The following is a 24,066-nucleotide window of genomic DNA, read 5'->3' as shown; positions in this document are numbered from 1 at the left end:
ATGACAAAGCTGAAACTTGGCCCAATTGCCGACGATAGGCCAGTAAAGGTATCGCTTGCGCTGCCTGCGTCACTGCATAGCGATTTAATTGCTTATGCCAACGTGATTGCACGTGAGACGGGGCAACCCGCCACCGATCCAGTCAAGCTAATTGTGCCGATGCTGAAACGGTTCATCGCTACGGATCGAGGCTTCGCCAAAGCTCGGCGCACCCTCTCGCCCGATCATCGGTTCTGACCGGGCTTTCCGGTGCTCTTCACCGACAGGCTTCTGGCGAGGCTCAGCATCCTTCTCAGTGCCGGATTATCATTGCGCGGAGACCAGACGGCACTGAAGGGCAAATCCTCTGTCACCAGCAGCCGATAGGTTACGCCGGGAAACTTCGCCCCCGTCGTCGCCTCGCTGGTCAGCGTGATGCCCGCGCCCAAAGCCACCATTCGGATCAGTGTATCCCTGTTGTAGACGGGGCAGCGCTCGACGCTTGGAGCATGACCTAGCTCCGATAGGTGCTTAAAGAGATAGTCATAAATTTCTGGGCCTGGATCCGCCTCGCTCACGATGAAGTGTTGGCCGCGCAAGTCGGCCCATTCGATCTGCTGCTTCGCGGCCAGCTCGTGTGTCTCCGGCAAGACTACAAAGACATGCTCGTACCAGAGCCTCGTCACTTCACATCCCATCGCTCTTGGATAGCCGGTAAGGAAGGCGATATCGATCTCGTGCAGCCGGACGGCGGCGATGTGAACAGCGGGTGCGCCCTCGACAAACTTTGTGCGGACGCCAGCATGCTGTGCGCGATATCGCTCGAGAAGTTCGGCGATGAATCCTGACGCGAGCGACGTGAATATCCCAATCCGCAGCACGCCCACCTCAACCCTGCCTGCTGCCCGAACCTCTTTTACGGCTAGATCGAGTTCATTGATGACCCGTCGCGCTCGTTTCACGAAATTTCTACCGGCTTCGGTTAACAAGACACCACGCTGATAGCGGATGAACAGCGCCGCGCCAGCCTCGTCTTCCAGATCGCGGATGCGTCGGCTGATTGCCGATTCCTGCACACCAACCGCTATCGCCGCCTGCCGGAAGCTGCCGTGTTCGGCTGCCGCGATCACATAATGAAGCTGACGAAGCTGGATTTCGGAATGGCGATCAAGACCGAGCACTCACCGCGACTCCCAGCGTTCTAGCGGTCGGGCAGAAGGCTTTCCTACCTCCTTCGAGATGAGTGCATAGTTTAAGATGAAAACATGCATGCCATATGCCAGCCGCAGGCAAACGACCAGTTTATCCTTGAAGGATCTTCGCGCGCCAAAATCGGCAGCCTGCATACTTTGCAAACATAACTCCTGTTAAACCCATGAATCACGCAGATCGCATCGCGGGAATCCCAAAACCCGCATCGCCTAAAAATCTTCCAAAGTAGTGCTAGTTCCAGGCTTCCGAGCTACCGAACGCCTCATCTGTTCTTCGCTTCTCTGATCGAAGGAAACGATCAGGATGCTTTCACATACTCTCCAGGAGCGTCAGCGGCCGGCGTCTCGATGTTGCTTGTCCCGCCGAGCCGAGGGGGCATCACCCGGTCGCCCGAATAGCTCGCAAGCCATGCCGTCCATTCCGGCCACCAGGAGCCTTGGCGGGTTGGTGCAAGCCGGACCCATTCGTCCGGCGAGACATAGGCGTCGCCCGGCACGCGTTTCATGATCTGATAGTGGCGGCGCGGACGCCCAGGCTCGCTGACGATACCGGCATTGTGGCCGCCGTTTGTCAGTGCAAAGGTGATCTCGGTGGGGATGAGGAGATGCAGTTTGTAGACTGAACGCCAGGGAGCGACATGGTCCGTCGTCGTTCCCACGCAGAAGATCGGGACACGCACATCGCCGAGCGAAACCGGGTGCTCTCCAACCTGATAGCGACCGGAAGAGAGATCATTCTGAAGATAGAGCCGTCGCAGATATTCCGAATGCATCTTTGCCGGGAGCCGTGTTCCATCCGCATTCCAGGCCATCAGGTCGTTCATCGGCCGTCGTTCGCCGAGGAAATACTCGTTTATGATGCGTGACCAGAACAGGTCGTATGAGCGCAGCATCTGGAAAGCCGCGTTCATCTGCTCGGCATGCAGGTAGCCGACTTCGGCCATCTGCGCTTCCAGCAGAGCGATCTGACTTTCGTTGATGAACAAGCCCAGCTCGCCAGGTTCGGTAAAATCCGTCTGGGCGGCAAGCAGCGTGACGGAGGCAAGACGATCGTCGTTGTCTCGCGCCATGGCCGCAGCGACGATCGAAAGCAGAGTGCCACCGAGGCAATAGCCTGCGGCGTGAACCTTCCTCGCCGCCGTGATCGCCGTGACGGTATTAAACGCGGCCTGAAACCCGAGCTCGATATACTCCGCCATCCCCATGTCGCGATCATCGGCGTCCGGGTTCTTCCAGGAAATACAGAACACGGTGAACCCTTGATCGACGAGATAACGGATCAGGGAATTGTGGGGCGATAGATCGAGGATGTAGTATTTCATGATCCAGGCCGGAACGATCAGGATCGGTTCAGGATGGACCTGGTCAGTGGTCGGCGCATACTGGATCAGTTCGATCAGCCGGTTCCTAAACACGACTTTGCCAGGAGTGGTGGCGACCTGTTCTCCGACGACGAAATTCTTAGCACCGGCCGGGGGCAGGTTGGACATGCGCCGGGCAACGTCGTCAAAAAAATGCGACAGCCCGCGAGCAAGGTTCGCTCCCTCCTCGTCGATGCTTTTTTTGATCACCTCTGGATTGAGCGTCGCGAGATTGGTCGGCGACAGCATTTCGATCCACTGTTTGGCGCCGAAAGCGACGAGGCGTTGATGATGAGAATCGACACCCCAGACGTCGCGGGTGGCTTCCTCCCACCATCTCGTCTGCATCTGAAACGATTGCCCGAGGACGTTAAACGGCCACTGCGTCCAGGCTGGATCGCTGAAGCGGCGATCGGTAAGCGGCGGCATCTTCGAGGCAAGGCCAGCGTTGTGTTCCGACGACAGTCCCGCGTTCAGCAGCGCATGGATCTGCTCCATTTGCTCGAAAGCCAGGCGAGACAGATCGGCCCGCTTGCCAGGACTTGTCGCGAGATGGCTTGCCCAGTCCATCCACGCCAGCAAGGGAGATTCGGGCGAGATCGACGACCATATCTGCGACCATGCCGCATGAACGTCCTCATCTTTGTTGCGGCTCTGCGATTCTTCTTGTTCTTTCATGACGATCACTTTATCGACGCCACGGTGTCCGGGTGGCGCATAGGGAAAACGGCATTATTTCAAACGAAGCGGCAACCCGCTTCAGTTTTGGCGCTTGCGTGCACGACCCCGAGGATTTGGCGTCCTGCGCGCTGCCGAATTGTCAGAACCAGGCTCAGAACCGTCTGTTTGATTTTGGGGCGGCGCGCTCGGTTCTTCGGTCGGGGTGGAATCCGGTGACGCCTCGCGTTGCGCCGTCGTTTTCGCGTGCAAAGCGGCCTGCTCGAAGAAGCCTGTGACATAGGCCAGCGCGTTTGCGGCGGCTTCAGGCAGGGCTTCATCATCCAGGCGGACAAGTTCGCCTATGGCGAGGGCCGCCTTTTCGATATGCTCGGCATCAGATCCTTCAAGCAAAGCTGGGATCGCCTTGATCGCTTCATCTCCCATATGGGAGAGCAAAAGCGCCTGTTCGCGGACAAGCACGCGAAAGTCAGCTTGCCTGGGTCCTGGCATCTCCGGATCGTCCCAAAGGCGGGCGGCACGATGGTAGAGACGTTCATCGACGCCACCACGATGTTTCAGCACATGGAAAAGCGCGCGCAGCGATGCCTCCAGCAACTCTCCCTGCTCGACCTTCGCCTCCAGCCCAGCCATCGACGCCTGGACCGTCCTGCGGTGTTCGGGTGTTCCCCCGGGGTGCGACCTCGCGGGGCGATCATCTGCAAGTGGTTGTCCTGCGAGCGCTTTTAGCCAGGGAGAGCCGAACATGAGGCCGAATGAAAGCGCGTAAATTTCGTCCCTGTGGTCGCGATAGCGATCCAGAAAATGCACAAGTGCATCGGAGAAGTCCTTCTGCATCTGCAAGAACGGATTGTCGGACGGAACTGGCTGTCTCTTGTCTCCGATTTCGGCGGCAAGCTCACGCACTTCCGCGCCGAGGGGGTGATCGCTGGACCAGGATTCGAACGACATTCGCAAGGGATGCAACGCCTGCAGCCACCGTGCGGAATACGATGTCGCAAACGCGCGTACCCAAGGCTGGAGGGTATTGCGGTAGAGAGCGAGATTGATTTCCGAAACGCGAGCGGCGGCAGCGAAGCGGCGATCCGATTCAGGATCCGGGCGAACGATCTCACGAACCTCCTCGACACTGCTGCGCCTGACCGACATCAGATAAGGATCCGTGACGTCGGGGGCGTTCTCGGGCGTAGCGCTGACGGTCGCACGATAGATGCCTGCCGGAAAGAGATCGATCTGATCGATCAAGCTGGCAAACTTGCGGTGCTCCTTTTGGCCGACGCTGCTGGAGACGAAGATGCCGAGATGGCCAATACTGTCGTGTGTGGTGTACACGATCGTCTGATCGTTGCTGAGAACATCCTCGTCACTGTCGTAAAGGTCCGTGATCCATCCGAGCGCCTGCGGTGGCGGTGAGATGTTGTCGCCATAGGAGCAGAACACGATGATCGGCGAGCGGATGTTACGCAAGTCCACTCGAAGCCCATCGGATGTCAGCAACTGCGCGGTGGAGAGCTTGTTTCCGATAAACAGATTGTCGACGATGTATTGCATCTCGACGTCATTCAGGAAAACGTACCCGCCCCAGTATTTCTCGAAGCCGACATAGCGTTCCCGCTCGGTGTCCACCTTCGCATAAACGTTGTACTGCTTTACCCATAACGTATTAGCCGGATCGAGATTTTCGAAGTTCTGAACGAGCCACGCGCCGTCGAAGCGGCCTGCTCCCATGTCACTGGTCAGGGCCGTCAGCCAGCTGCCACCGAGTAGCCCTCCGGCGTATCGCATCGGGTTGTCACCGGCCCAGTAGGACAGCGGTGTGCCCGCGACGATGAGTGGACCGAACAGCTCCGGCCAGACGGAGGCGGCCATCAGCAATTGCCAACCTGCCTGGCAGTTCCCGATCACCGCAGGCTTGCCCTCACTGCCAGGATGGAGCTGCGCGACATGCTCGACGAAGGCCGCGAAACACCGCATGACGTCTTCGACGGTTTGTCCAGGGACCGGATCCGGGAGGAAGCCCACAAAATAGCAAGGGTGTCCCGCCTTCAGCGCGGCACCGATCTCGCTGTCCGGCTTGAAGCCGCCGATGCCCGGCCCATGGCCGGCTCTGGGATCGATCACGACGAACGGGCGCCTGGTTTCGTCGACCACGTTTCCGTCCGGTGGTGTGATGCGAACCAGCCGGTAGTTGGTCGGCCGCGGCAGATCGAGGCCTGACAGAATCGGCTCACTGGTGAAGTTGAGGACACCAGGGCTGCCCTCGCGCAGCTTCTGGCGATATTGATCACCGACTTCACGCTCGATGTCGGCAAAAAGGATAGTACGCTGCCAGGCGTCGGCACCGTAGGCCATCCCGGCTTCGGCCAGCGCCCACGGGTCCGCGAGGAGTTCGGACCATTGCCGTATTTTGGTCGTGGTTTGGGTCATGGTGTCCTCCTGACGCAGTTACCCGTCATGTATGAGAGCTGCCGTTGGCCCTCAGTCTGCTTCAAGCGCCAGCGCGACGCCCTGACCGCCTCCGATGCACAGCGTGGCCAAACCTTTCCGCGCATGGCGGCGTCGCATTTCGTGAATGAGGGTCACGAGAATTCGTGCGCCCGACGCTCCGATCGGATGACCGAGTGCGATGGCGCCGCCGTTGACGTTGACTTTCGACGTGTCCCAACCGAGTTCGCGGTCGACTGCGAGTGCCTGGGCCGCGAACGCTTCGTTGGCCTCGATGAGATCGAGATCGGTGAGGTTCCAGCCGGCCCGTCGAAGGGTACGCTGGGTCGCGCCGACCGGGCCGATGCCCATGAAGGCTGGATCGACGCCGGCGCTGGCGTAGGCCTTGATCCATGCGAGTACGGGCAAACCCAGGCTCTTTGCCTTGTCCGCGCTTGAAAGCAGAAGCAGGGCGGCTCCGTCGTTGATCGTCGACGCGTTGCCGGCCGTGACGGTCCCGTCCTTCTTGAAGGCCGGCTTCAGCTTTGCGAGCGCCTCGCAGGTCGTGTCGGCGCGCGGCTGCTCGTCGGTGTCGAAACTGACAGAACCGCCTTTGCGCTGCGGAACATCGACGGGTGTTATCTCGTCACGAAAGCGGCCGAAAGCGACAGCATCGGCGGCCTTCTTCTGTGAGGTGGCGGCGAAAGCGTCCTGTTCCTCGCGTGTCAGCCCATAGCGTTCCGCCAGGTTCTCGGCCGTGATGCCCATGTGATAGTCGTTGAACGCGTCCCAGAGACCATCGCGGATCAGGCTGTCCTCGAGCTGGGCGTGGCCGAGACGCAGGCCCGTGCGCGCCTTCGCAAGGATGTAAGGGGCGAGCGACATGTTCTCCTGTCCACCGGCCAGCACCAGATCGGCATCGCCGCAGGTAATCGCCTGTGCAGCAAGGTGCACTGCCTTGAGACCCGAGCCGCATACCTTGTTGACGGTGAGAGCCGGCACGGCATGCGGTATGCCGCCCCCGATCGCCGCCTGACGTGCCGGATTCTGTCCGCTTCCGGCGGTGATGACCTGACCGAGGACAACCTCATCGATCTCTTCGGGCGAGATGCCCGTGGTTTCGAGGACCTTCCTGATCAGGATTGCGCCGAGAGCGGAGGCTGGAAGGCCTGACAGCCCACCCTGGAAACTTCCGATCGCGGTTCGGGTCGCGGCCAATATGGCAATGTCTCTTGTCATCAAATTTTCCTTGGCGATGGCACGCGAGAGACGACGCAGAACCTGATGATGTCCCGCGCGCGCCGAGCGTGTCAGTACATATGCTGACCGCCATTCATCGATATGTTGCTGCCGGTCATGAACGCCGCGGCGTCACTGGCGATGAAAGCGACGAGAGCGGCGATCTCGTCCGGCTGCCCGAGGCGTCCGACGGGAATGCCGGCGACGATCCTGGCAAGGGTATCTTCGGGAACCACAGTCACCATGGTGGTCGCGAGATAGCCGGGCGACACCGTATTCACGGTCACGCCCTTTTTCGCAACTTCCTGCGCCAGCGCCTTGGTGAAGCCGTGCATGCCGGCCTTGGCCGCCGAGTAATTGGTCTGCCCGAACTGCCCTTTGATGCCGTTGATCGACGCGATGTTGATGATCCGGCCCCAGCCGCGATCCGTCATGCCATCGATCAAGTGTTTGGTCACATTGAAAACGGAATCGAGATTGACGCGAAGGACAGCGTCCCAGTTCTCCTTGTCGAGCTTGCCCAGAGTGGCGTCGCGGGTGACGCCGGCATTGTTGACGAGGATATCGACCTGATGACCATCGGCGTGAAGACGCTCGGCCATGCGCTGGCAGGATTTGAAGTCGGCCACGTTGACGTCATAGGAGGTGAAACCGTAACCCTTGTCCCGCTCCGCTGCGAGCCACTCCTTGGCCGGACCCTCATCGCGGGCGTGCGTCACCAGCACCCTGATTCCGGCATCATGGAACGCCCGGGCGATCGCCTCGCCCAAGCCTCCCATCCCGCCCGTAACCAGGGCGGTCTTTTGTTCAGGCATCATGAATCAGGCCGCCTTTCCGCCCTTTGGCGCATCTTTCCCGCCGGGGATCGGGAACAAGGCGCCCCATTGCTTGAAGATGTCCTGGATCGGCTGCCCTGACGTTGCGCCGCCGACGGCTTCGCTGACCGCCCTCTGCCAGCCCTCAATGGCTTCACGCAGACCGTTCGTGAACTCCGTCTGGTTTTTGATGGCGATCTTCGTCAACTCTTGCGTGTCGCCGGCCCGTTGCTGGAGTGCGCGCCAGAAAGTTTCACCTGGAAGGGTGGCAAGGTTTTGCCAGTTTTCGGCCTTGCGCAGGCTTTCGATCTCCGACCTGGATTCCGCGATGGCTTCATCACTCGCTTGGGAGGCGACATCAAGCCAGCGATGGCCACCCTCCTGCAGGAGGCGACCGATCTGGATTTGCAGTTCGGCGTTGGCCTTATAGAGTTTCAAGGGCACAGCATCGGTATTCATTTTCACTTTCCTTTACTTCGTGAATGACCCCTACGGGCGTAACTGGGCCGCTGCAAAAGCCGAGCGAAAGTTGCTGCGGTGAGTGGTCGAGCAAGCTAGCCGTGCCTTCACGAGCGCCCCTAGATGCCCTCAAAATTTAGTTATATTCAGTATTATTAGATCGAAGTAACAGATCACATCCGGCTTCATTTCATTTTACAAAGCGCTTACCTCCGTTGATTTCAATATATGTGAAATCGTGTTTAGCTACGGCCCATTATACTCTTTGTAATCTTTGGTTGACATCTATGTCATCATATGATGACTGATCCTGAAATTAAGTGGGCATGCAGGAGTTTGTCAATAGCAACTAACGTCTTTACGGCGGCGCCAAGCCAGCACGCTTCATAAGCGGCACGTCAGGGGCTGCCCAAGCGTCAGGCGTGGTGGCCCGGAGATCCTCGGTGGGCAAGCTTGAGATATCGACCCCCTACGAAACCAAGGCCATTACTTGATCAAGTGTTGTTCAGCGGGAAACCAACGCGACGCCTTCATCTGGTCCGCTGTGGGCTGTGACGCCCCGGGGCAGTCGGCCGGACGAGCGGCGCGACCCAGTCAGCCAGATGGATGATCACGAGGCTCTCGCCGGCAGCACGGACGTCATCGCGCAACGGCTGTCGTGGGCGCGTCACGTGCATCGCCGACGGCAACCCAGTCCAGAAATCGCAGACTTCCGCCTGTCTACGGCATCAAGCCGGGCAAAGCCTCGGAAGCAATCACCTGCTCCTCGTCCGTCGGAATGATGATCACAGGGATCCGGCTCGCGGCGCTTGTTATGATCGCATGATTGGTGGCGTTCGCGGCGGGATCGAGATCGATGCCCAGCCACATCAGCCGGCTGCAGATGTCGGCCCTGATCGCTGGCTGATGTTCGCCGACGCCGGCCGTGAACACCATCGCGTCGAGACCCCCCATCGTCGCGGCCAGACGCGCAGCTTCTCCGGCTATGCGCAGTGTGAAGAGCTCCAGCGCCTCCTTTGCCTCTGGCGCCTCGCTGGCGAGAAGGTCGCGGCTGTCGGGGCTGATGCCCGAAACGCCGAGCAGTCCGGAGCGGTGGTAGAGCATGTCCTCCAGATCGGCGACCGGCATCCTTTCCTGCGATAGCAAATGCAGAAGCACGCCCGCATCCAGCGCGCCGCACCGTGTCGCCATCGGCACGCCGTCCAGCGTCGAAAACCCCATGCTGGTATCGACGCTTTGGCCGCCTTGCATGGCGCAAAGACTGGCGCCCGAGCCGAGATGGGCAGCGACGATCTTGCCGCCGGCCAGTTGCGGCCAGTTGCGGGCGAGTTCGCTGGCGATGTATGCGTAAGACAGCCCGTGAAACCCGTAGCGCTTGATCCCGCGCTCGTGGAGTGCACGGGGCAAGGCGAAGCGGCGCACCAGATCGTCATTGGTGCGATGAAAGCTCGTGTCGAAGGAGGCTGTCTGGCGAAGGTCCGGCCGCAGCCTTGCGATGGCGCGGATCAAACGAAGAGCTTGCGGCTGATGCAGCGGGGCCAACGCAACGAGCGCCTCCATCTGACGTAGCGAACGGTCATCGATGAGCACCGGGCCCGAGAACACGTCGCCGCCATGCACCACGCGGTGGCCGATCCCGGCCAGGTCGTCGAGCCTGTAGATGCGTGCCAAATGCGTGAACGCTTCGCCGAGCACCTCGTCCAGTTCCTCGCCCGGCTGTGCCTTGAGTTCCATATCGACTTGTCGCTCTCCTTCCAGAAGCCGGAAACGTAGCGGCGTGGTGCGAAAGTCGATGATACCCTTGCCGAGACGCTTGGGATGCCGGCCTTCCACGGCGAACAGGCCGATCTTGACGGTCGACGAGCCGGCGTTGAAAGTGATCAGAAGTCGATCGCTCATGCTGCCGCCCCCGGCATGGATTGTTTGCCGCGGCACACGAGAAGTTTTGCGAGGGCTGCCGAAGCGATCCGCGCGGATAAAGGGTCGGAGCGACTGGTGAGTACGATTGGCACGCGCGCCCCCAGCACGATCCCGGCCGCCGTTGCTCCGGCAAAATAGATAAGCTGCTTGGCAAGCATGTTGCCTGCCTCAAGGTCCGGGACAAGCAGGATGTCGGCCTCGCCGGCTACATCGGAGACGATGCCTTTGGTGCGCGCGGCAGCGATGCTGATCGCGTTGTCGAATGCGAGCGGCCCGTCGACAAGGGCGCCGGCAATCTGACCGCGCGCCGCCATCACGGTCAGGGCGGCCGCATCGAGGGTTGCCGGCATCTTGGCGTTGACGGTTTCGACGGCGGCAAGCACTGCGACGCGTGGTTTGTCGACGCCGAGTGTTCGCAGCAGATCGACCGCGTTCTGGCAGATGTCACGCTTGTGGTCGAGCGTCGGCTGGATGTTGATCGCCGCGTCGGTAACGATCAATGGTTTCCCGTAGGCTGGTACGTCCAGTGCGAAGACATGGCTGATGCGGCGCTCGGTCTTTAGCAAGGATCCAGGCGCGACGATGGCGCCCAGCAACTCGTCGGTGTGCAGGCTGCCTTTGACAAGGACGGCCACTTCGCCTGAAACTACCAGTTCCACGGCACGCGCTGCCGCCGCATGGCTATGGAGCGCCTGTTCGATTGCGATCCCATCGAGGTCGACCTCGGCGGCGTCCGCCGCTGCCCGGATCCTCGCCTCGGGCCCGACAAGAACCGGTTCGAACAATCCTTTTTCACGCACTTCGACGGCGGCAAGGATTGCCTCGGGTGAGCATGGATGCACGATCGCCGCGCGTACCATCGGCAGTTCACGGGCCTGCCGGACGAAGGCGTCGTATCGATCGTGGTGTGCGGTTGGAGGCGTGGACGGGGGCGTGGCCGGCCATTCAATGGATCGTGCCGGCGCGATCACGGTCGCGGTGCCGGTGAGGACTTGCTCGCCTTTTTGGTTCGAGCATGTCGTGTCGAGAACGACAACCCGGCTTGCCGGCGATTTTTCGGTGACGCGAACCGTCGCGGTGATAGTGTCACCTGACAGGACCGGCTTCAGAAAGCGGAACTCCTGTGCCAGATAGCTTGTCCCGGGCCCGGGCAGTTGCGAACCCAGCACTTCGGAAATCAGGGTTCCGGCCCATGCACCATTCATGACGGCGCGATTGAACATGCTCGTCGCTTCGGCAGCGTTGTCGGGCGGCAGATCGCCATCACCCGTTGCCACCGGCGTGTCACTCTCGCTTTTGTCGCCGCTTGCGACCCTGACCAGAGAGGCCGTGTCGCCGAGCTGCAATTCGTCAAATGTTCGATTCCTGAGCGTGCTGGGAACCACGGGTGGCCTCACTTCTGAAAAACATAGGTGCCGGGAGCATCGCAGATGGGTGGAAATCCTGCGTCGGGAGCGCCCATCCCAGGCGCGGCAATGCGTTCAGACAACGAATGCGCCTCGAGCCAACCTTGCCATTGCTCCCACCACGACCCGTCCTTTTGGGTGGCGGCGCCAACCCATTCGTCCGGGCTGAGGCAGAGATCGGCTGTCCGCTTTAAGGCGACGCTGTAGCGTCGGCCGCGATGACCGGGTTCGCTGACGATGCCGGCATTGTGTCCGCCGCTGGTCAATACGAATGTGACGTCGGTATCGGTGATCTGGTGGATCTTGTGGACCGATCGCCACGGAGCGACATGATCGCGCTCGGTGCCGACAACGAACAGGGGCACGCGGATGTTCTGGAGTGCTGCCGGGCGGCCATCGACCATGAAGCGGCCGGTGGCGAGTTCGTTATCGAGATAGAGCCGTTGAAGGTATTGCGTATGCATGCGGTAGGGCATGCGGGTTGAATCCGCGTTCCACGCCATGAGATCGGTCATCGGAGTGCGCTCGCCCATGAGATAGTCGCGCACGAGACGCGACCAGACGAGATCGTTGCTGCGCAGGATCTGGAAGGCTCCGGACATCTGGTCTGACGACAGATAGCCCCGGTTCCACATCATGCTCTCGAGGAAGTGCATCTGGCTGGGATCGATGAAGAGCGCCAGTTCTCCGGGCTCGCTGAAATCCGTCTGGGCTGCCAGGAGGGTGACGGTCGAAAGGCGGTCGTCGCCCACACGGGCCATTGCGGCGGCGGCGATGGAAAGCAGCGTGCCTCCCAGACAATAGCCGGCCGCATTCACCTTGCGGCCGGGCACGATCGCTGCGATCGCATCCAGTGCCGCCATCACGCCCAGTCGCCGGTAGTCGTCGAGCGAAAGGTCGCGGTCGGCGTCCGTCGGATTGCGCCAGGAGACATAGAAGACCGTGTGTCCCCGCTCTACGAGATAGCGGACGAGCGAGTTGTGGGCCGAAAGATCGAGAATGTAGAATTTCATGATCCAGGCAGGCACGATCAGCACCGGCTCGGCGAACACCGTCCCGGTCGCAGGAGAATATTGAAGCAGCTCGATCAGGTGATTGCGATAGACCACCTTTCCAGGTGTGAGGGCGACGTCGCGGCCGGGAAGAAAGGCGTCGGCGCCAATCGGGGGCTGAGCGTTGGCGAGCCGGGTGGCATCCTCCATCCAGTTCTGGAAGCCCGAGACGAAATTCGAGCCTGCGCTCTGGATCGTCCGCTCGATCACCTCGGGATTGGTGAACGGGCTGTTCGAGGGCGACGCCACGTCAAGCAGTTGGCGGGCCACAAAAGAAACGACCTCCTCGTGATGGGGTGTTACCCCCGGCACGGCGCGCGTTGCATCGGACCACCATTGCTGCGCGAGAAGAAAGGTCTGCACATATGCGGCAAACGGCTGCTTGTCCCAGCCCTCGGCCTTGAAGCGATAGTCCGAGGCGAGCGGCTCGATGCACGCCGGTGCTTGGCCGTGAAGACCGACGGCGCCGACATAGGCCGAAAGGCGCGCTCCCTGGCGAATGGCCGTGTCGGCCAGCTCCAGGCGTTTTCCGGGGGCGGACCACATATGCAGCGACCAGTCGAACAAGGCGAGCGTGAGCGCCGCCGGCGACAGTCCGGCCGTCAATCGGGCTGTACAGGCCTCGCGCAACCGGTCCAGGGCACGATATGCTTCCATGCGGGCATCGTGATCATAGCCGCCAGGTGGGGAAGTGGCCGCGCTAAGCCCGCTCTGCACCGTTCCCGCCATCAGCGGCGCGTCTCGTGCGGGACATGTTCGCGAGGAGAGTCGCAGTCCCTTACTTCGACCTCGAGCAGCGTGGCGATCACCTGCTTGACATCCTCTTCCAGAGCACTGCGCTCGCCTTCCAGCAGGGGCTCGGCCTTGATCACGTCCTTGAGAATACCGACACCCGCCAGAAATGCTGCGACCAGCGCGGCACGCCTTCTCGATACCGTCGACAGCTTCCTGACGAGCGGAGCAACGAAATCCTCCTCCAGGAATTCGTTGAGCACCCGCGAGGCTGCTGGACTGGCGAAGGACTGCACCACGATGTCGAGCGCACCGATCTCGTTGGCGCCTTTGCGTGACAGGATCTGGTTCGCCAGGGTGGAGGGCAGGCAGCCATCGTCTTCGGCGAACAGCTGCTCGGGCCGGCCGCTCGCCTTGACGGCCTCGTAGAACAGCTTCTCCTTGGATCCGAAGGAGCGATGGACATAGGCCATGTCCACCCCGACATCGGCGGCGATGTCGCGAAGGCCGGTATCGTCATAGGAATGGGCCGAGAAGCGAAGGATGGCGGCCTTCAGGATGCGGTCGCGCGTCGTGTCGCTGGCGTCCGGGCTGATCACTCGGTTGGGTATTTTTTTCTCCTCGCGGCCTCTTGACCGGCTGTCAGGTTTAGCTTCATAGAATACATCAGTCAACGATTGATGACTAAGGTTGTTCCTTCGGGAAGGATGGCGAATTCTCTCCTGTCCAACCCTTAGGCAAAGAATTGTTGAAGGTATCGTCACTCAGGCCAGGCGGCCAGGCTGTATAGGGGCGGTAACGACAAAACAAGGATGCCGCGCGGTTCGATCGTCTTTCCGTCACGATCGCAGGTCGAGTGCCCGGCGCCATACGAATTTCGACAGCGCTGCACTCGATTTACGGCGCCCGGCGTATCCATGGTGAAGGAGAACAGCATGACCAGGACAATGAAGGCTGCGGTGGTCCGGGAGTTTGGAAAACCGCTCGTCATCGAGGAAGCGGCGGTGCCGACACCTGGAGCCGGCCAGATTCTCGTCAAGGTCGCCGCCGCCGGCGTCTGCCACACCGACCTGCATGCGGCCGAAGGGGATTGGCCGGTCAAGCCGAAGCCGCCTTTCATCCCCGGACACGAGGGCGTGGGCCACGTCGTTGCGGTCGGGTCAGGCGTAAAGCATGTCAGGGAAGGTGACCGGGTCGGCGTGCCATGGCTCTACAGCGCCTGCGGCCATTGCCGGCATTGCCTGGGCGGGTGGGAGTCGCTCTGCGAGGAGCAGCAAAACACGGGCTATTCGGTGAATGGAAGCTTCGCGGACTATGTCATCGCCGACCCTGACTATGTCGGCCACCTGCCGGACAATGTCTCCTTCGTCGATATCGCGCCGATCCTCTGCGCCGGCGTCACTGTCTACAAGGGTCTGAAGGTGACCGACACGAAACCGGGTGACTGGGTCGTCATCTCCGGTATTGGCGGGCTTGGACACCTCGCCGTCCAGTATGCCAGGGCCATGGGTCTCAATGTGCTGGCGGTCGATATCGATGACGCCAAGCTCGATCTGGCCAAGCGCCTGGGGGCATCGCTTGCCGTCAATGCACGCAGCGAAGACCCTGTCGCTTTCGTTCGCAAGGAAATCGGCGGGGCCCAGGGCGTCCTCGTCACCGCCGTGTCGCCCAAGGCATTCGAGCAGGCGCTCGGCATGGTCGGGCGCGGAGGCACCTTGTCGCTCAACGGCCTTCCGCCCGGCGAATTTCCGCTGTCGATCTTCGAAACGGTGCTCAACGGCGTCACGATCCGCGGCTCCATCGTCGGCACCCGGCTCGACCTGCAGGAGGCGCTCGATTTTGCCGGCCAAGGCAAGGTCAAGGCGACGGTCGAGACAGAAACGCTCGACAATATCAATGACGTGTTCGCCCGAATGCACAAGGGCGACATCCAGGGCCGTGTCGTGCTCGATTTCGAGGGCTAGCCATTTGCGAGGCATGACCGACAGGGGCGGCGCGGGCCTCGATCTTTCGCGGCGAGCCGGATGGTGATCGATGCAGGTCGATGCCTTTTTGTCCTTCACGATCGCAGTGATCCTGCTTCTCGCCGGCAAAATCGTCACCATGAACGCCGTGGTCCTGCGCCGCTATGCGATCCCGGAGCCGGTTGTCGGCGGCCTGCTTTGCACGGCAGCCGTCGCACTTGTTTTTGCCTTTACCGGCGAGAAGATCGTCTTCGAACTGGGCATGCGCGACTTTCTGCTGCTGCTGTTCTTTGCCGGCATTGGCCTCAAGGCTGATGTGCGGAGCCTTCTGGCCGGAGGCAAGCCGCTGGCGGTCCTGCTTGCGCTCGCCATCGTCTTCATGCTGTTGCAGAATTTCGCGGGCCTGTCGCTTGCGTCCCTGTTCGGGCTCGAGCCGAAAGCCGGTCTGATGGTCGGATCGATCTCGCTGACGGGAGGCGTCGGAACCACGCTCGCCTGGGCGCCGATTTTCACGCAGCGGCTCGGGATCGAGAATGCGCTGGAGCTCGGGATTGCCGCCAACACCGTCGGGCTCATCGCCGCCTGCATTATCGGCGGACCGATCGCCGCCTACCTGATGAAGCGCCACCGGATCGCCGGCAACCAGGATGGCGACCTCGACATCGGCGCGCCGTTCGAGCAGGCGCAGACCAGGCTGGATTATTTCTGCGTCCTTTGGGCCATCCTGGCGCTGAACGTCGCGCTCATGCTCGGATTCGGTATCGAAAAGCTGATCGCACTGACCGGCTTGACCGTCCCGACCTTCGTCAGTTGCCTGGCCGCGGGCATCCTGATTCGCAATCTCATGCCGCTCGCTGTCGGTGCAGCGGTGCGGCGGATCTGGCCAGGCGTCGAGGATGGGCTGGCGCTGGTGTCCGATCTGGCGCTCGGCCTGTTCCTGACGATGGCGCTGATGGGACTGCAACTGTGGCAGCTCGACGGCGTCCTTGTCTTCATCACCGCAGCGCTTGCGATCCAGATCGCCCTGACCGTGCTGTTCACCATCACCGTCGTGTTTCGCCTCATGGGCCGGGACTACGAAGCGGCCGTCATATCGGCCGGTTTCGGCGGCATCACGCTTGGATCGACGGCCACCGCGATCGCCAACATGACGGCTGTCACGCAGCAGCACGGGGCCGCCCACCGGGCGTTCATCATCGTTCCACTCGTTTGCGGCTTCTTCATCGATATCGTCAACGCGTTGATCATTTCCGCCTTTGTCGGCTGAACAGGACTGTTGGGGTGCCGCGCCGGCAGACCGCATGCGACGGCCCTCGATCGCTTGTCGTCGCAACCTGCGTTCGTTGACCTGTCTGGCAATGTTGAAGGGGCCAGTTGGGTCGGCTTTTCGAGTTAATCATCAATCGATGACTAACTGCATCATCACTTGTTGACAAAAAGGTCATCGTTTGATGATATGCGCGCGCAACGCTTGTGCTTCGGCACGCAGCCCTTTTGTTGCATCTGGCAAAGAAATCATCGGAGCACGTGGCTATGGATGCTGGCAAGGAGACGTCTTCTTCCAATTCAACCGGGTCTGGTTTTGGAATGAATTCATTCGATTTCATGAAGGCGGTCTCGTCGGTGCCCGTCAAATTCTATTCCGGGCTGTATCGCGCAGGCCTCGATGCCACGGCACGACTGCTCCAGCAGCAGGCAGATTATCTGCACCAGTTATCGACCATCGACCAGCCCGCCGAGATGATGGCCGCTCACGGCGATCACGTCCGCAAGGTCCTGGCCGGATGGGCGGATGAGGGCAGGCACATCTTCGAACGGGGCATGGCCGATCTCAAACCTGACGCATGATCCGAACGCGAGGTCGTTGCGCGGTGCGAGGGGGCCGGACACTGGCGCGGGGGATGAAGGGGCAGGAGGGGATATAGGCCCTGATTGCAGATCGCCCGCAGCATAACTTCTTTCAACGAGGGGCAGTCCGCGATCGGCCGCGCCCCGCTTTAAACGCACGGCAGGACTTCATGGCGGACAACGTCTCGCGACGTCGCAAATCGGCGCTCACCCAACTTCAGATACTTTTTTGCAACCGAAAAACCGCGGGGTGGACGCAATGGTGAAGTCAGCGAGAAAATGGATCCTGGCGGTTCTTGCAGCCGGCGCGATCGCCGGCGGCTATTATGGTTGGCGGATGTATGACGGTTCGGGGCTGCCGGCCGGGATCGTCGCCGGCAACGGCCGGATCGAGGCGACGGAAATCGATATCTCCGCAAGGACGGCCGGTCGGATCAAGGACATCTTCGCCGACGAAGGCGTCCTCGTGACGGCAGGACAGGTTCTGGCGCAGATGGACACCGACCAGCTTGTGGCGCAACGCCGGCAGGCCGAAGCGTCGCTGCAGCGCGCGGTCATCAGCATCGATACGGCCAGGAGCCTGCTTGCCCAGCGCGAGGCGGAAAAAGAAGCCGCCGCCGCCGTAATCGGGCAACGCGAGGCCGAGCTGGACGCAGCGGAACGAAAGCTGGCCCGAACGGAACAGTTGATCAAGACCAATACCACCTCCCAGCAGATACTCGACGACGATCGGGCCGCCGCACAACGGGCACGGGCAGCCGTCGCTGCTGCGAAGGCATCGCATTCCGCGTCGGACGCGGCGATCGGCGCGGCAAAAGCGCAAATCATCGATGCCGAGGCAGCGGTCGTCGCGGCAAAGGCGGCAATCGAAAGCATATCTGCCGATATCAACGACAGCACGCTCCGGTCGCCGCGTGAGGGACGCGTGCAATATCGCGTCGCGCAGCCCGGCGAGGTCCTGTCCTCCGGCGGCCGTGTCCTCAACCTCGTCGACCTCAGCGACGTCTACATGACCTTCTTTCTTCCGACCGCCCAGGCCGGGCGCATTGCGATCGGCTCCGAGGTGCGGCTCGTTCTCGACGCGGCGCCGCAGGTCGTTATTCCGGCAAGCGTCAGTTTCGTTGCCGATGTCGCCCAGTTCACGCCGAAGACCGTGGAAACGGAGGAAGAGCGGCAGAAGCTGATGTTCAGGATCAAGGCGAAAGTCTCCCCGGACCTGCTTCGCAAATACATCCAGCAGGTCAAGACCGGACTTCCGGGCATGGCTTATGTTCGCGTCGATCCCGCTGCCGAGTGGCCGGAACACCTGACGAGGGCGCTTGTGCAATGACGAAAGCGCCCGATGGCTCGAACGACAACACACGGGCCGCACCGGTCGCGAGCCTGGCGCGTGTCGGATTGTCCTATGGCAAGACGAGAGCGCTCGACGATGTGAGCCTCGATATTCCGCCCGGCATCATGGTCGGCCTGATCGGTCCCGATGGCGTTGGCAAGTCGAGCCTCCTTAGCCTGATCGCCGGCGCCCGCGCGGTCCAGCAGGGGCGGGTCGAGGTGCTGGGCGGCGACATTGCCGACACGAAGCACCGCAATCTGACCTGCCCGCGGATCGCCTACATGCCGCAGGGGCTTGGCAAGAACCTCTATCCAACGCTTTCGGTATTCGAAAACATCGATTTCTTCGGCCGCCTGTTCGGCCAGGACAGGCAGGAGCGGCAGCGCCGCATCGACGATCTGCTCGAGCGCACGGGCCTTGCCCCTTTTCCGGATCGCCCCGCGGGGAAACTTTCGGGCGGCATGAAACAGAAGGTCGGTCTGTGCTGCGCGCTGATCCACGATCCCGATCTTCTCATCCTCGACGAACCGACGACGGGCGTCGATCCTCTGTCGCGCCGGCAGTTCTGGGAACTGATCGACGATATAAGGGGCGAACGCCCGGGAATGAGCGTGATCGTCGCGACCGCCTACATGGAAGAAGCCGAACGCTTCGACTGGCTCGTCGCGATGGATGCCGGGCGCGTGCTTGCGACAGGAACGCCGGCCGAACTGCTGTCGCGAACCGGAGCCGCCAATCTCGACGCCGCCTTTGTCGCTCTTCTGCCAGAAGAAAGGCGGCAGGGTCATCACGAGGTCGTCATACCGCCGAGGCCCGATAAGGGCGAGACCGAGTTTGCGATCGAGGCCGAGCATCTGACCATGCGCTTCGGCGACTTCACGGCTGTCGACAATGTCAGCTTCCAGATTCCGCGCGGCGAGATTTTTGGGTTCCTCGGCTCGAATGGCTGCGGCAAGACCACCACCATGAAAATGCTGACCGGTCTCCTAGCGGCAAGTGAAGGAACGGCGAAGCTGTTCGGACATGAGGTCGATCCGAACGATATCGAGGTGCGGCGAAAGGTCGGCTATATGAGCCAGGCCTTCTCGCTCTACTCCGAGCTAACGGTTCGCCAGAACCTCGACCTGCATGCCCGCCTGTTCAACCTGCCGCCGGACACGATCCCGGCGCGCATCGCCGACATGGCGGCGCGGTTCGATCTCAAGGCGATCATGGACGCATTGCCTGACGCGCTGCCACTGGGTATCCGGCAGAGATTGTCGCTCGCCGTGGCGATGATCCACGCCCCCGACATCCTGATCCTTGACGAGCCGACCTCCGGTGTCGATCCGGTCGCGCGCGACGGCTTTTGGCAGATCCTGTCCGACCTGTCGCGCAATGACGGCGTCACCATCTTCGTCTCCACCCACTTCATGAACGAGGCCGAGCTTTGCGACCGCATTTCGCTCATGCATGCCGGCAAGGTGCTGGTCAGCGATACGCCGAAAGGGATCGTCGAGCAGAAATCCGCAGCCAGTCTCGAAGAAGCCTTCATCACCTATCTGGAGGAAGCGATCGGAAAACAGTCTCCACCTGCGTCCCCCCGACCCACGCAGCGTGAAGAGGCGGATGGAGCAGTGGCGCCCCCCACAGCTCCATCCGCCACCCGCCGCGCCTTCGATCCGCGCCGCATGCTCGCCTACACCCAGCGCGAAGCCCTGGAACTGCGCCGCGATCCGATCCGCGCGACGCTTGCCATTCTCGGCAGTGTCATCCTGATGTTCGTCATCGGCTATGGCATCAACATGGATGTCGAGAACCTGTCCTTCGCCGTGCTCGACCGCGACGATACGACGATCAGCCGCGACTACACGCTTCAGATCGCCGGCTCCCGCTATTTCACAGAAAAGGCGCCGATCACCGACTACAATGACCTCGACCGGCGCATGAGCAATGGCGAACTCAGCCTGGCGCTGGAGATCCCGCCCGGCTTCGGACGCGATGTCTCGCGCGGCAAGAGTGTCGAGATCGGTGCCTGGATCGATGGCGCCTCACCGTCGCGCGCCGAGACCGTCCGCGGCTACGTGCAGGGCATGCACCAGACCTGGCTGACCCAGAAGGCGCGTGAACTCTATGGCGGCGCGGCGACGGTCGGCCAGTTCCAGATCGCGCTCAGATACCGGTACAATCCAGGCGTCGACAGTCTGATCGCCATGGTGCCCGCCGTCATCCCGCTGCTTCTGATGCTGATCCCGTCCATGCTCGCCGTTTTGAGCGTCGTGCGCGAGAAGGAGCTCGGATCCATCGTCAATTTCTACGTGACGCCGGTAACGCGCTTCGAGTTCATCCTCGGCAAGCAACTCCCTTACGTCGCCCTTGCGATGCTGAACTTCGTCATGCTGACGGCATTCGCGGTGATCGTGTTCGGGGTTCCGCTAACGGGAAGTTTCCTGACCCTCGCGTTGGCGGCCCTGCTTTACGTCGTCACCGCCACGGGCATAGGACTGCTGATTTCAAGCTTCATCAGCAGCCAGATCGCCGCGATCTTCGGGACGGCCCTCATCACGCTCATCCCGGCGGTCCAGTATTCGGGCATCATCGATCCGGTTTCCTCGCTCCAGGGCATGGGCGCCTATATCGGCCAGATTTATCCCGCGACCTATTTCGTGACGATCGCCCGCGGCACGTTTTCCAAAGCGCTCGGATTCAACGATCTTGCCGCCTCCTTCATTCCTCTCCTGATCGCCATTCCGGTCCTGACCGGGATGACCGTGGCCTTCCTCAAGAAACAGGCGGCCTGATCGATGCGTCTTGCCAACATCATCCAGCTCGGCGTCAAGGAACTGCGCGGACTTGCCCGCGATCCGATGCTTGCCGTCCTGATCGTCTACGCCTTCACGCTGTCGATCTATACGGCATCGACAGCGATGCCGGAGACGCTCAACAACGCGGCCATCGCCGTGGTCGACGAGGACCAGTCGCCGGTCTCCTCGCGCATCCTCACGGCATTCTATCCGCCTTATTTCTCGATTCCGAAGATCATCTCGCAGCATGAGATGGACCGCCGGATGGACAGCGGCCTCGACACCTTCGCCCTCGACATCCCGCCGAACTTCCAGCGCGACCTGCTCGCCGGCAAGGCGCCGACGATCCAGCTCAACGTCGATGCCACTCGCATGACCCAGGCCTTCAGCGGCGGCGGCTACGTCCAGTCGATTGTTTCTGGCGAAGTGAGCGAGTACCTGAACCGCTACCGGGGAAACACGACCGTTCCGGTCGATCTGGCGCTGCGCTCCCGCTTCAATCCCTCGCTCGACAAGGGCTGGTTCGGGGCGATCAACAACGTGATCTCCTCGATCACCATGCTGTCGATCGTATTGACCGGTGCGGCGTTGATCCGCGAGCGCGAGCACGGCACGATCGAGCACCTGCTCGTCATGCCGATCACCCCGACAGAGATCATGATCAGCAAGATCTGGTCGATGGGCCTGGTGGTGCTGGTCGCCTCGACAGTTTCGCTCGTCTTCATCGTACAGGGCCTGCTCAAGGTGCCCATTCAAGGGTCGCTTATCCTGTTTTTCGCGGGCACGGTGCTGCAGCTCTTCGCCACAACGTCACTGGGAATCTTCCTGGCCACCATTGCCGGATCCATGCCGCAGTTCGGTCTTCTGCTGATGCTGACCCTTCTTCCGTTGCGCGTCCTGTCGGGCGGTGTCACGCCGCGGGAGAGCATGCCGCAGATCATCCAGGACATCATGCTCGCCGCACCCGACACCCACTTCGTCATCCTTGCGCAGGCGATCCTGTTTCGTGGAGCCGGCCTCGATGTCGTCTGGCCGCAGTTCCTGGCGTTGCTGATCATCGGGGTCGTGCTGTTCGCCTTCTCGCTGCACCGGTTCAGACAGTTCCTGCGCTAGAGATTGAGGCCTTTGGCGATGCCCCCTTCGATGCAAAAACCAGACTTTGGCGGTGAGCAGCCCCTGTCGCACTGCCATCGCACGCAACATGCAGTCGGCATTCTCTCCGCAAATGGCTGGTTCGCATCGAAGCCTCTCGAATGGCAGCGCGAACTCTGCCGCGCCGGACGGCGGGTCGCACTGGCGCCCGGCCAATGGATCTATGGCCAGGGCGACGAAACCAACGGACTTTGCGCCGTGCTCGAAGGGGCCTTGAGGCTCGAGGCGCCTCTTGCGTGCGGTCATGATGCTCTTCTGGCGATCCTTTCGCCGCCGGCAATATTCGGCCTCACGACAAACAGCGGATTAACCTCGCGCCTGGCAACGGCGCGCGCCGCACGGCAGACCACGGTCCTCCTGTTTTCCAACAGCGCGCTTGAGCAATTGGCGGCACGGTTTCCTCAAACCACGCAGGCGCTCAATGACCTGCAAGGGCAGCAACTGGGCATGCTCGTGCGACTGGCGGCGCATCTTCTGGTCTCGCCACCGCTCGGCCGCATTGCCTATCGTCTCGATCAGGTCGCCTCTAACGGCGTCGCATCGGTGAGCCAGTCCGATCTTGCCGAGCTTTGCGGTCTTGCCCGGAAAATCGTCAATGCCCATCTGGCAAGGCTCGAGGCAGACGGCGTCATCCAGCGCGGCTATCGCGAGATCAGGATCCTTCGACCGCGGGCGCTCGAAGCCCTGATATGCTCTGCGGATGCAATGCCGCAGCTGTCGGGTCGCGGCGGTGGCGGTGAGATGACCGCGACTGGCGCATAAATCTCGACGAGATTGTCCCGATCGGTACAATCATTGCAATGATCTTCCGCTAGATTGGTCATCAACTGATGACAATTCTTTTATCTGAGGTCCGGCTTCAGGCCGCACATCGGGAGGTCTATCGATGTTCAATTCCAATGCTTTTACTGCCTTGCGCCGGGCCTTGTCGCTCCGCACCCTTCTTCTGATGTTGCTTTCGGCGGTTCCGCTCGCCCTGGCTCCTGTTACGGCTCATGCGGCAACACGTGGCGCGACGATCGCAAACGTCAATCTGCGGGCCGGGCCTGGCACGTGGTATCCGGTGGTCATCACCATGCCGCCAAGCGCGGCTCTGACCATCTACGGATGCATCGATTCAGGTCCCTGGTGCGATGTCTCCTGGGCGGGCGCACGTGGATGGGTTTCCTCGAACTATATCGGCATCCGTTACCAGGGGCAGGACGTGACACTGTCGCCAGCGATCATTCCGATGATCGGCCTGACCGTTGTCGCCTTCAACCAAGCCTACTGGAACAACCACTACGCCAGCCAGCCGTGGCATGGAAACTGGAACACCTATTATCGACGCGGCGCTGCTTATGGTGGCCCCGGTTATGGTGGTGCTGGCCGAGGTGGCTGCGTTGGAGCCGCATGCGGCGGTTCGGCCGTCGTTCGCGGCCCTTACGGCGGAGGCGCGGCCGCACGTGGAATCTGCGGTCCGGACCGTTGCGCCGGGGGCGCCATCGGCCGCTATCCGGGCGGCGGCTTCGAAGTCCGTCGCGGCATCATCGACCGTTGAATGATTGAGGCGTGGCCGGAGGGCTCGCCAAAACTGCGCCTCTCCGCGTTAGGTCTCAGCTCGCATGCAACCCAGCCATCAAGCCGGGCCATTGGGGCAAACCTTTGCGCTCGGCCAGGGCCGACCATTGAAACGGCACGTCGTGCCGTCGGGCAACAACTGAACCGAAA

General features: G+C 61.4%; 19 protein-coding genes. 9 read left to right on the top strand and 10 right to left on the bottom strand.

Annotated elements, in window-relative coordinates; translation table 11 throughout:
* Window positions 1-237, top strand: a complete 237-nt coding sequence (locus ABMA32_RS21415) for a DUF2274 domain-containing protein (protein ID WP_242220586.1) — start codon at window positions 1-3, stop codon at window positions 235-237.
* Here ABMA32_RS21415 and ABMA32_RS21410 read toward each other — a convergent pair.
* From ABMA32_RS21410 to ABMA32_RS21365, 10 genes are all read right to left on the bottom strand, one after another.
* Window positions 225-1,160 (bottom strand): LysR family transcriptional regulator, encoded by a 936-nt coding sequence (locus ABMA32_RS21410; protein ID WP_242220588.1) that lies wholly within the window; start codon window positions 1,158-1,160, stop codon window positions 225-227. The two genes, ABMA32_RS21415 and ABMA32_RS21410, sit on opposite strands and share 13 nt — an antisense overlap.
* 329 nt (window positions 1,161-1,489) lie before the next feature.
* Window positions 1,490-3,229 (bottom strand): PHA/PHB synthase family protein, encoded by a 1,740-nt coding sequence (locus ABMA32_RS21405; protein ID WP_242220590.1) that lies wholly within the window; start codon window positions 3,227-3,229, stop codon window positions 1,490-1,492.
* A gap of 81 nt (window positions 3,230-3,310) precedes the next feature.
* Window positions 3,311-5,656, bottom strand: coding sequence for a DUF3141 domain-containing protein (locus ABMA32_RS21400; RefSeq protein ID WP_242220592.1), 2,346 nt, complete (start codon window positions 5,654-5,656; stop codon window positions 3,311-3,313).
* A gap of 51 nt (window positions 5,657-5,707) precedes the next feature.
* Complete coding sequence (locus tag ABMA32_RS21395) at window positions 5,708-6,892, bottom strand: acetyl-CoA C-acetyltransferase (RefSeq protein ID WP_242220594.1); 1,185 nt, start codon at window positions 6,890-6,892, stop codon at window positions 5,708-5,710.
* A gap of 71 nt (window positions 6,893-6,963) precedes the next feature.
* On the bottom strand, window positions 6,964-7,707 hold the full coding sequence (gene phbB / locus ABMA32_RS21390) for an acetoacetyl-CoA reductase (RefSeq protein ID WP_484534582.1): 744 nt from the start codon (window positions 7,705-7,707) through the stop codon (window positions 6,964-6,966).
* A 6-nt stretch (window positions 7,708-7,713) separates the two neighbouring features.
* Window positions 7,714-8,166, bottom strand: coding sequence for a phasin family protein (locus ABMA32_RS21385; RefSeq protein ID WP_242220598.1), 453 nt, complete (start codon window positions 8,164-8,166; stop codon window positions 7,714-7,716).
* Between the two features lie 720 nt (window positions 8,167-8,886).
* Entirely contained in the window at window positions 8,887-10,065 is a 1,179-nt protein-coding gene (locus tag ABMA32_RS21380; RefSeq protein WP_242220600.1) for an acetate/propionate family kinase, read from the bottom strand.
* Complete coding sequence (locus ABMA32_RS21375; RefSeq protein WP_242220603.1) at window positions 10,062-11,471, bottom strand: bifunctional enoyl-CoA hydratase/phosphate acetyltransferase; 1,410 nt, start codon at window positions 11,469-11,471, stop codon at window positions 10,062-10,064. The genes ABMA32_RS21380 and ABMA32_RS21375 overlap by 4 nt, the downstream gene beginning before the upstream one ends.
* 8 nt (window positions 11,472-11,479) lie before the next feature.
* Window positions 11,480-13,201 carry a PHA/PHB synthase family protein gene (locus ABMA32_RS21370; RefSeq protein ID WP_242220605.1) on the bottom strand — a complete coding sequence of 574 codons (1,722 nt, stop codon included), beginning with the start codon at window positions 13,199-13,201 and terminating at the stop codon, window positions 11,480-11,482.
* A gap of 71 nt (window positions 13,202-13,272) precedes the next feature.
* The gene (locus ABMA32_RS21365) at window positions 13,273-13,875 is read right to left on the bottom strand and encodes a TetR/AcrR family transcriptional regulator (protein WP_242220607.1); all 603 of its coding nucleotides are present in this window, start codon (window positions 13,873-13,875) and stop codon (window positions 13,273-13,275) included.
* A gap of 336 nt (window positions 13,876-14,211) precedes the next feature.
* Between ABMA32_RS21365 and adhP the strand changes: the two genes are divergently transcribed.
* The 8 genes from adhP to ABMA32_RS21325 all read left to right on the top strand — a co-directional run bounded on the left by adhP (window position 14,212) and on the right by ABMA32_RS21325 (window position 23,896).
* Window positions 14,212-15,240, top strand: coding sequence for an alcohol dehydrogenase AdhP (gene adhP, locus ABMA32_RS21360; RefSeq protein ID WP_242220609.1), 1,029 nt, complete (start codon window positions 14,212-14,214; stop codon window positions 15,238-15,240).
* 70 nt (window positions 15,241-15,310) lie between these two features.
* Entirely contained in the window at window positions 15,311-16,507 is a 1,197-nt protein-coding gene (gene gltS / locus ABMA32_RS21355; protein WP_242220697.1) for a sodium/glutamate symporter, read from the top strand.
* A gap of 266 nt (window positions 16,508-16,773) precedes the next feature.
* Complete coding sequence (locus ABMA32_RS21350; RefSeq protein ID WP_242220699.1) at window positions 16,774-17,088, top strand: phasin family protein; 315 nt, start codon at window positions 16,774-16,776, stop codon at window positions 17,086-17,088.
* 259 nt (window positions 17,089-17,347) lie between these two features.
* Window positions 17,348-18,418, top strand: coding sequence for an HlyD family secretion protein (locus tag ABMA32_RS21345; RefSeq protein ID WP_242220701.1), 1,071 nt, complete (start codon window positions 17,348-17,350; stop codon window positions 18,416-18,418).
* Complete coding sequence (gene rbbA, locus ABMA32_RS21340; RefSeq protein WP_242220703.1) at window positions 18,415-21,201, top strand: ribosome-associated ATPase/putative transporter RbbA; 2,787 nt, start codon at window positions 18,415-18,417, stop codon at window positions 21,199-21,201. Before ABMA32_RS21345 ends, rbbA begins: the two co-directional genes overlap by 4 nt.
* Before the next feature lie 3 nt (window positions 21,202-21,204).
* Window positions 21,205-22,317, top strand: a complete 1,113-nt coding sequence (locus tag ABMA32_RS21335; RefSeq protein ID WP_349015797.1) for an ABC transporter permease — start codon at window positions 21,205-21,207, stop codon at window positions 22,315-22,317.
* A gap of 30 nt (window positions 22,318-22,347) precedes the next feature.
* Window positions 22,348-23,118: a Crp/Fnr family transcriptional regulator gene (locus tag ABMA32_RS21330; protein ID WP_242220707.1), complete on the top strand. Its 771-nt coding sequence runs from the start codon at window positions 22,348-22,350 to the stop codon at window positions 23,116-23,118.
* Window positions 23,119-23,242: 124 nt separating this feature from the next.
* Window positions 23,243-23,896 (top strand): SH3 domain-containing protein, encoded by a 654-nt coding sequence (locus ABMA32_RS21325; RefSeq protein WP_242220709.1) that lies wholly within the window; start codon window positions 23,243-23,245, stop codon window positions 23,894-23,896.
* Window positions 23,897-24,066: the final 170 nt, after the last annotated feature.

It is taken from the genome of Mesorhizobium quangtriensis (assembly GCF_040081925.1).
GTDB classification, from domain to species: domain Bacteria; phylum Pseudomonadota; class Alphaproteobacteria; order Rhizobiales; family Rhizobiaceae; genus Mesorhizobium_K; species Mesorhizobium_K quangtriensis.
The sequence above is the reverse complement of the archived record's forward strand: the minus strand, read 5'-3'. Positions and strand labels throughout refer to the sequence as shown.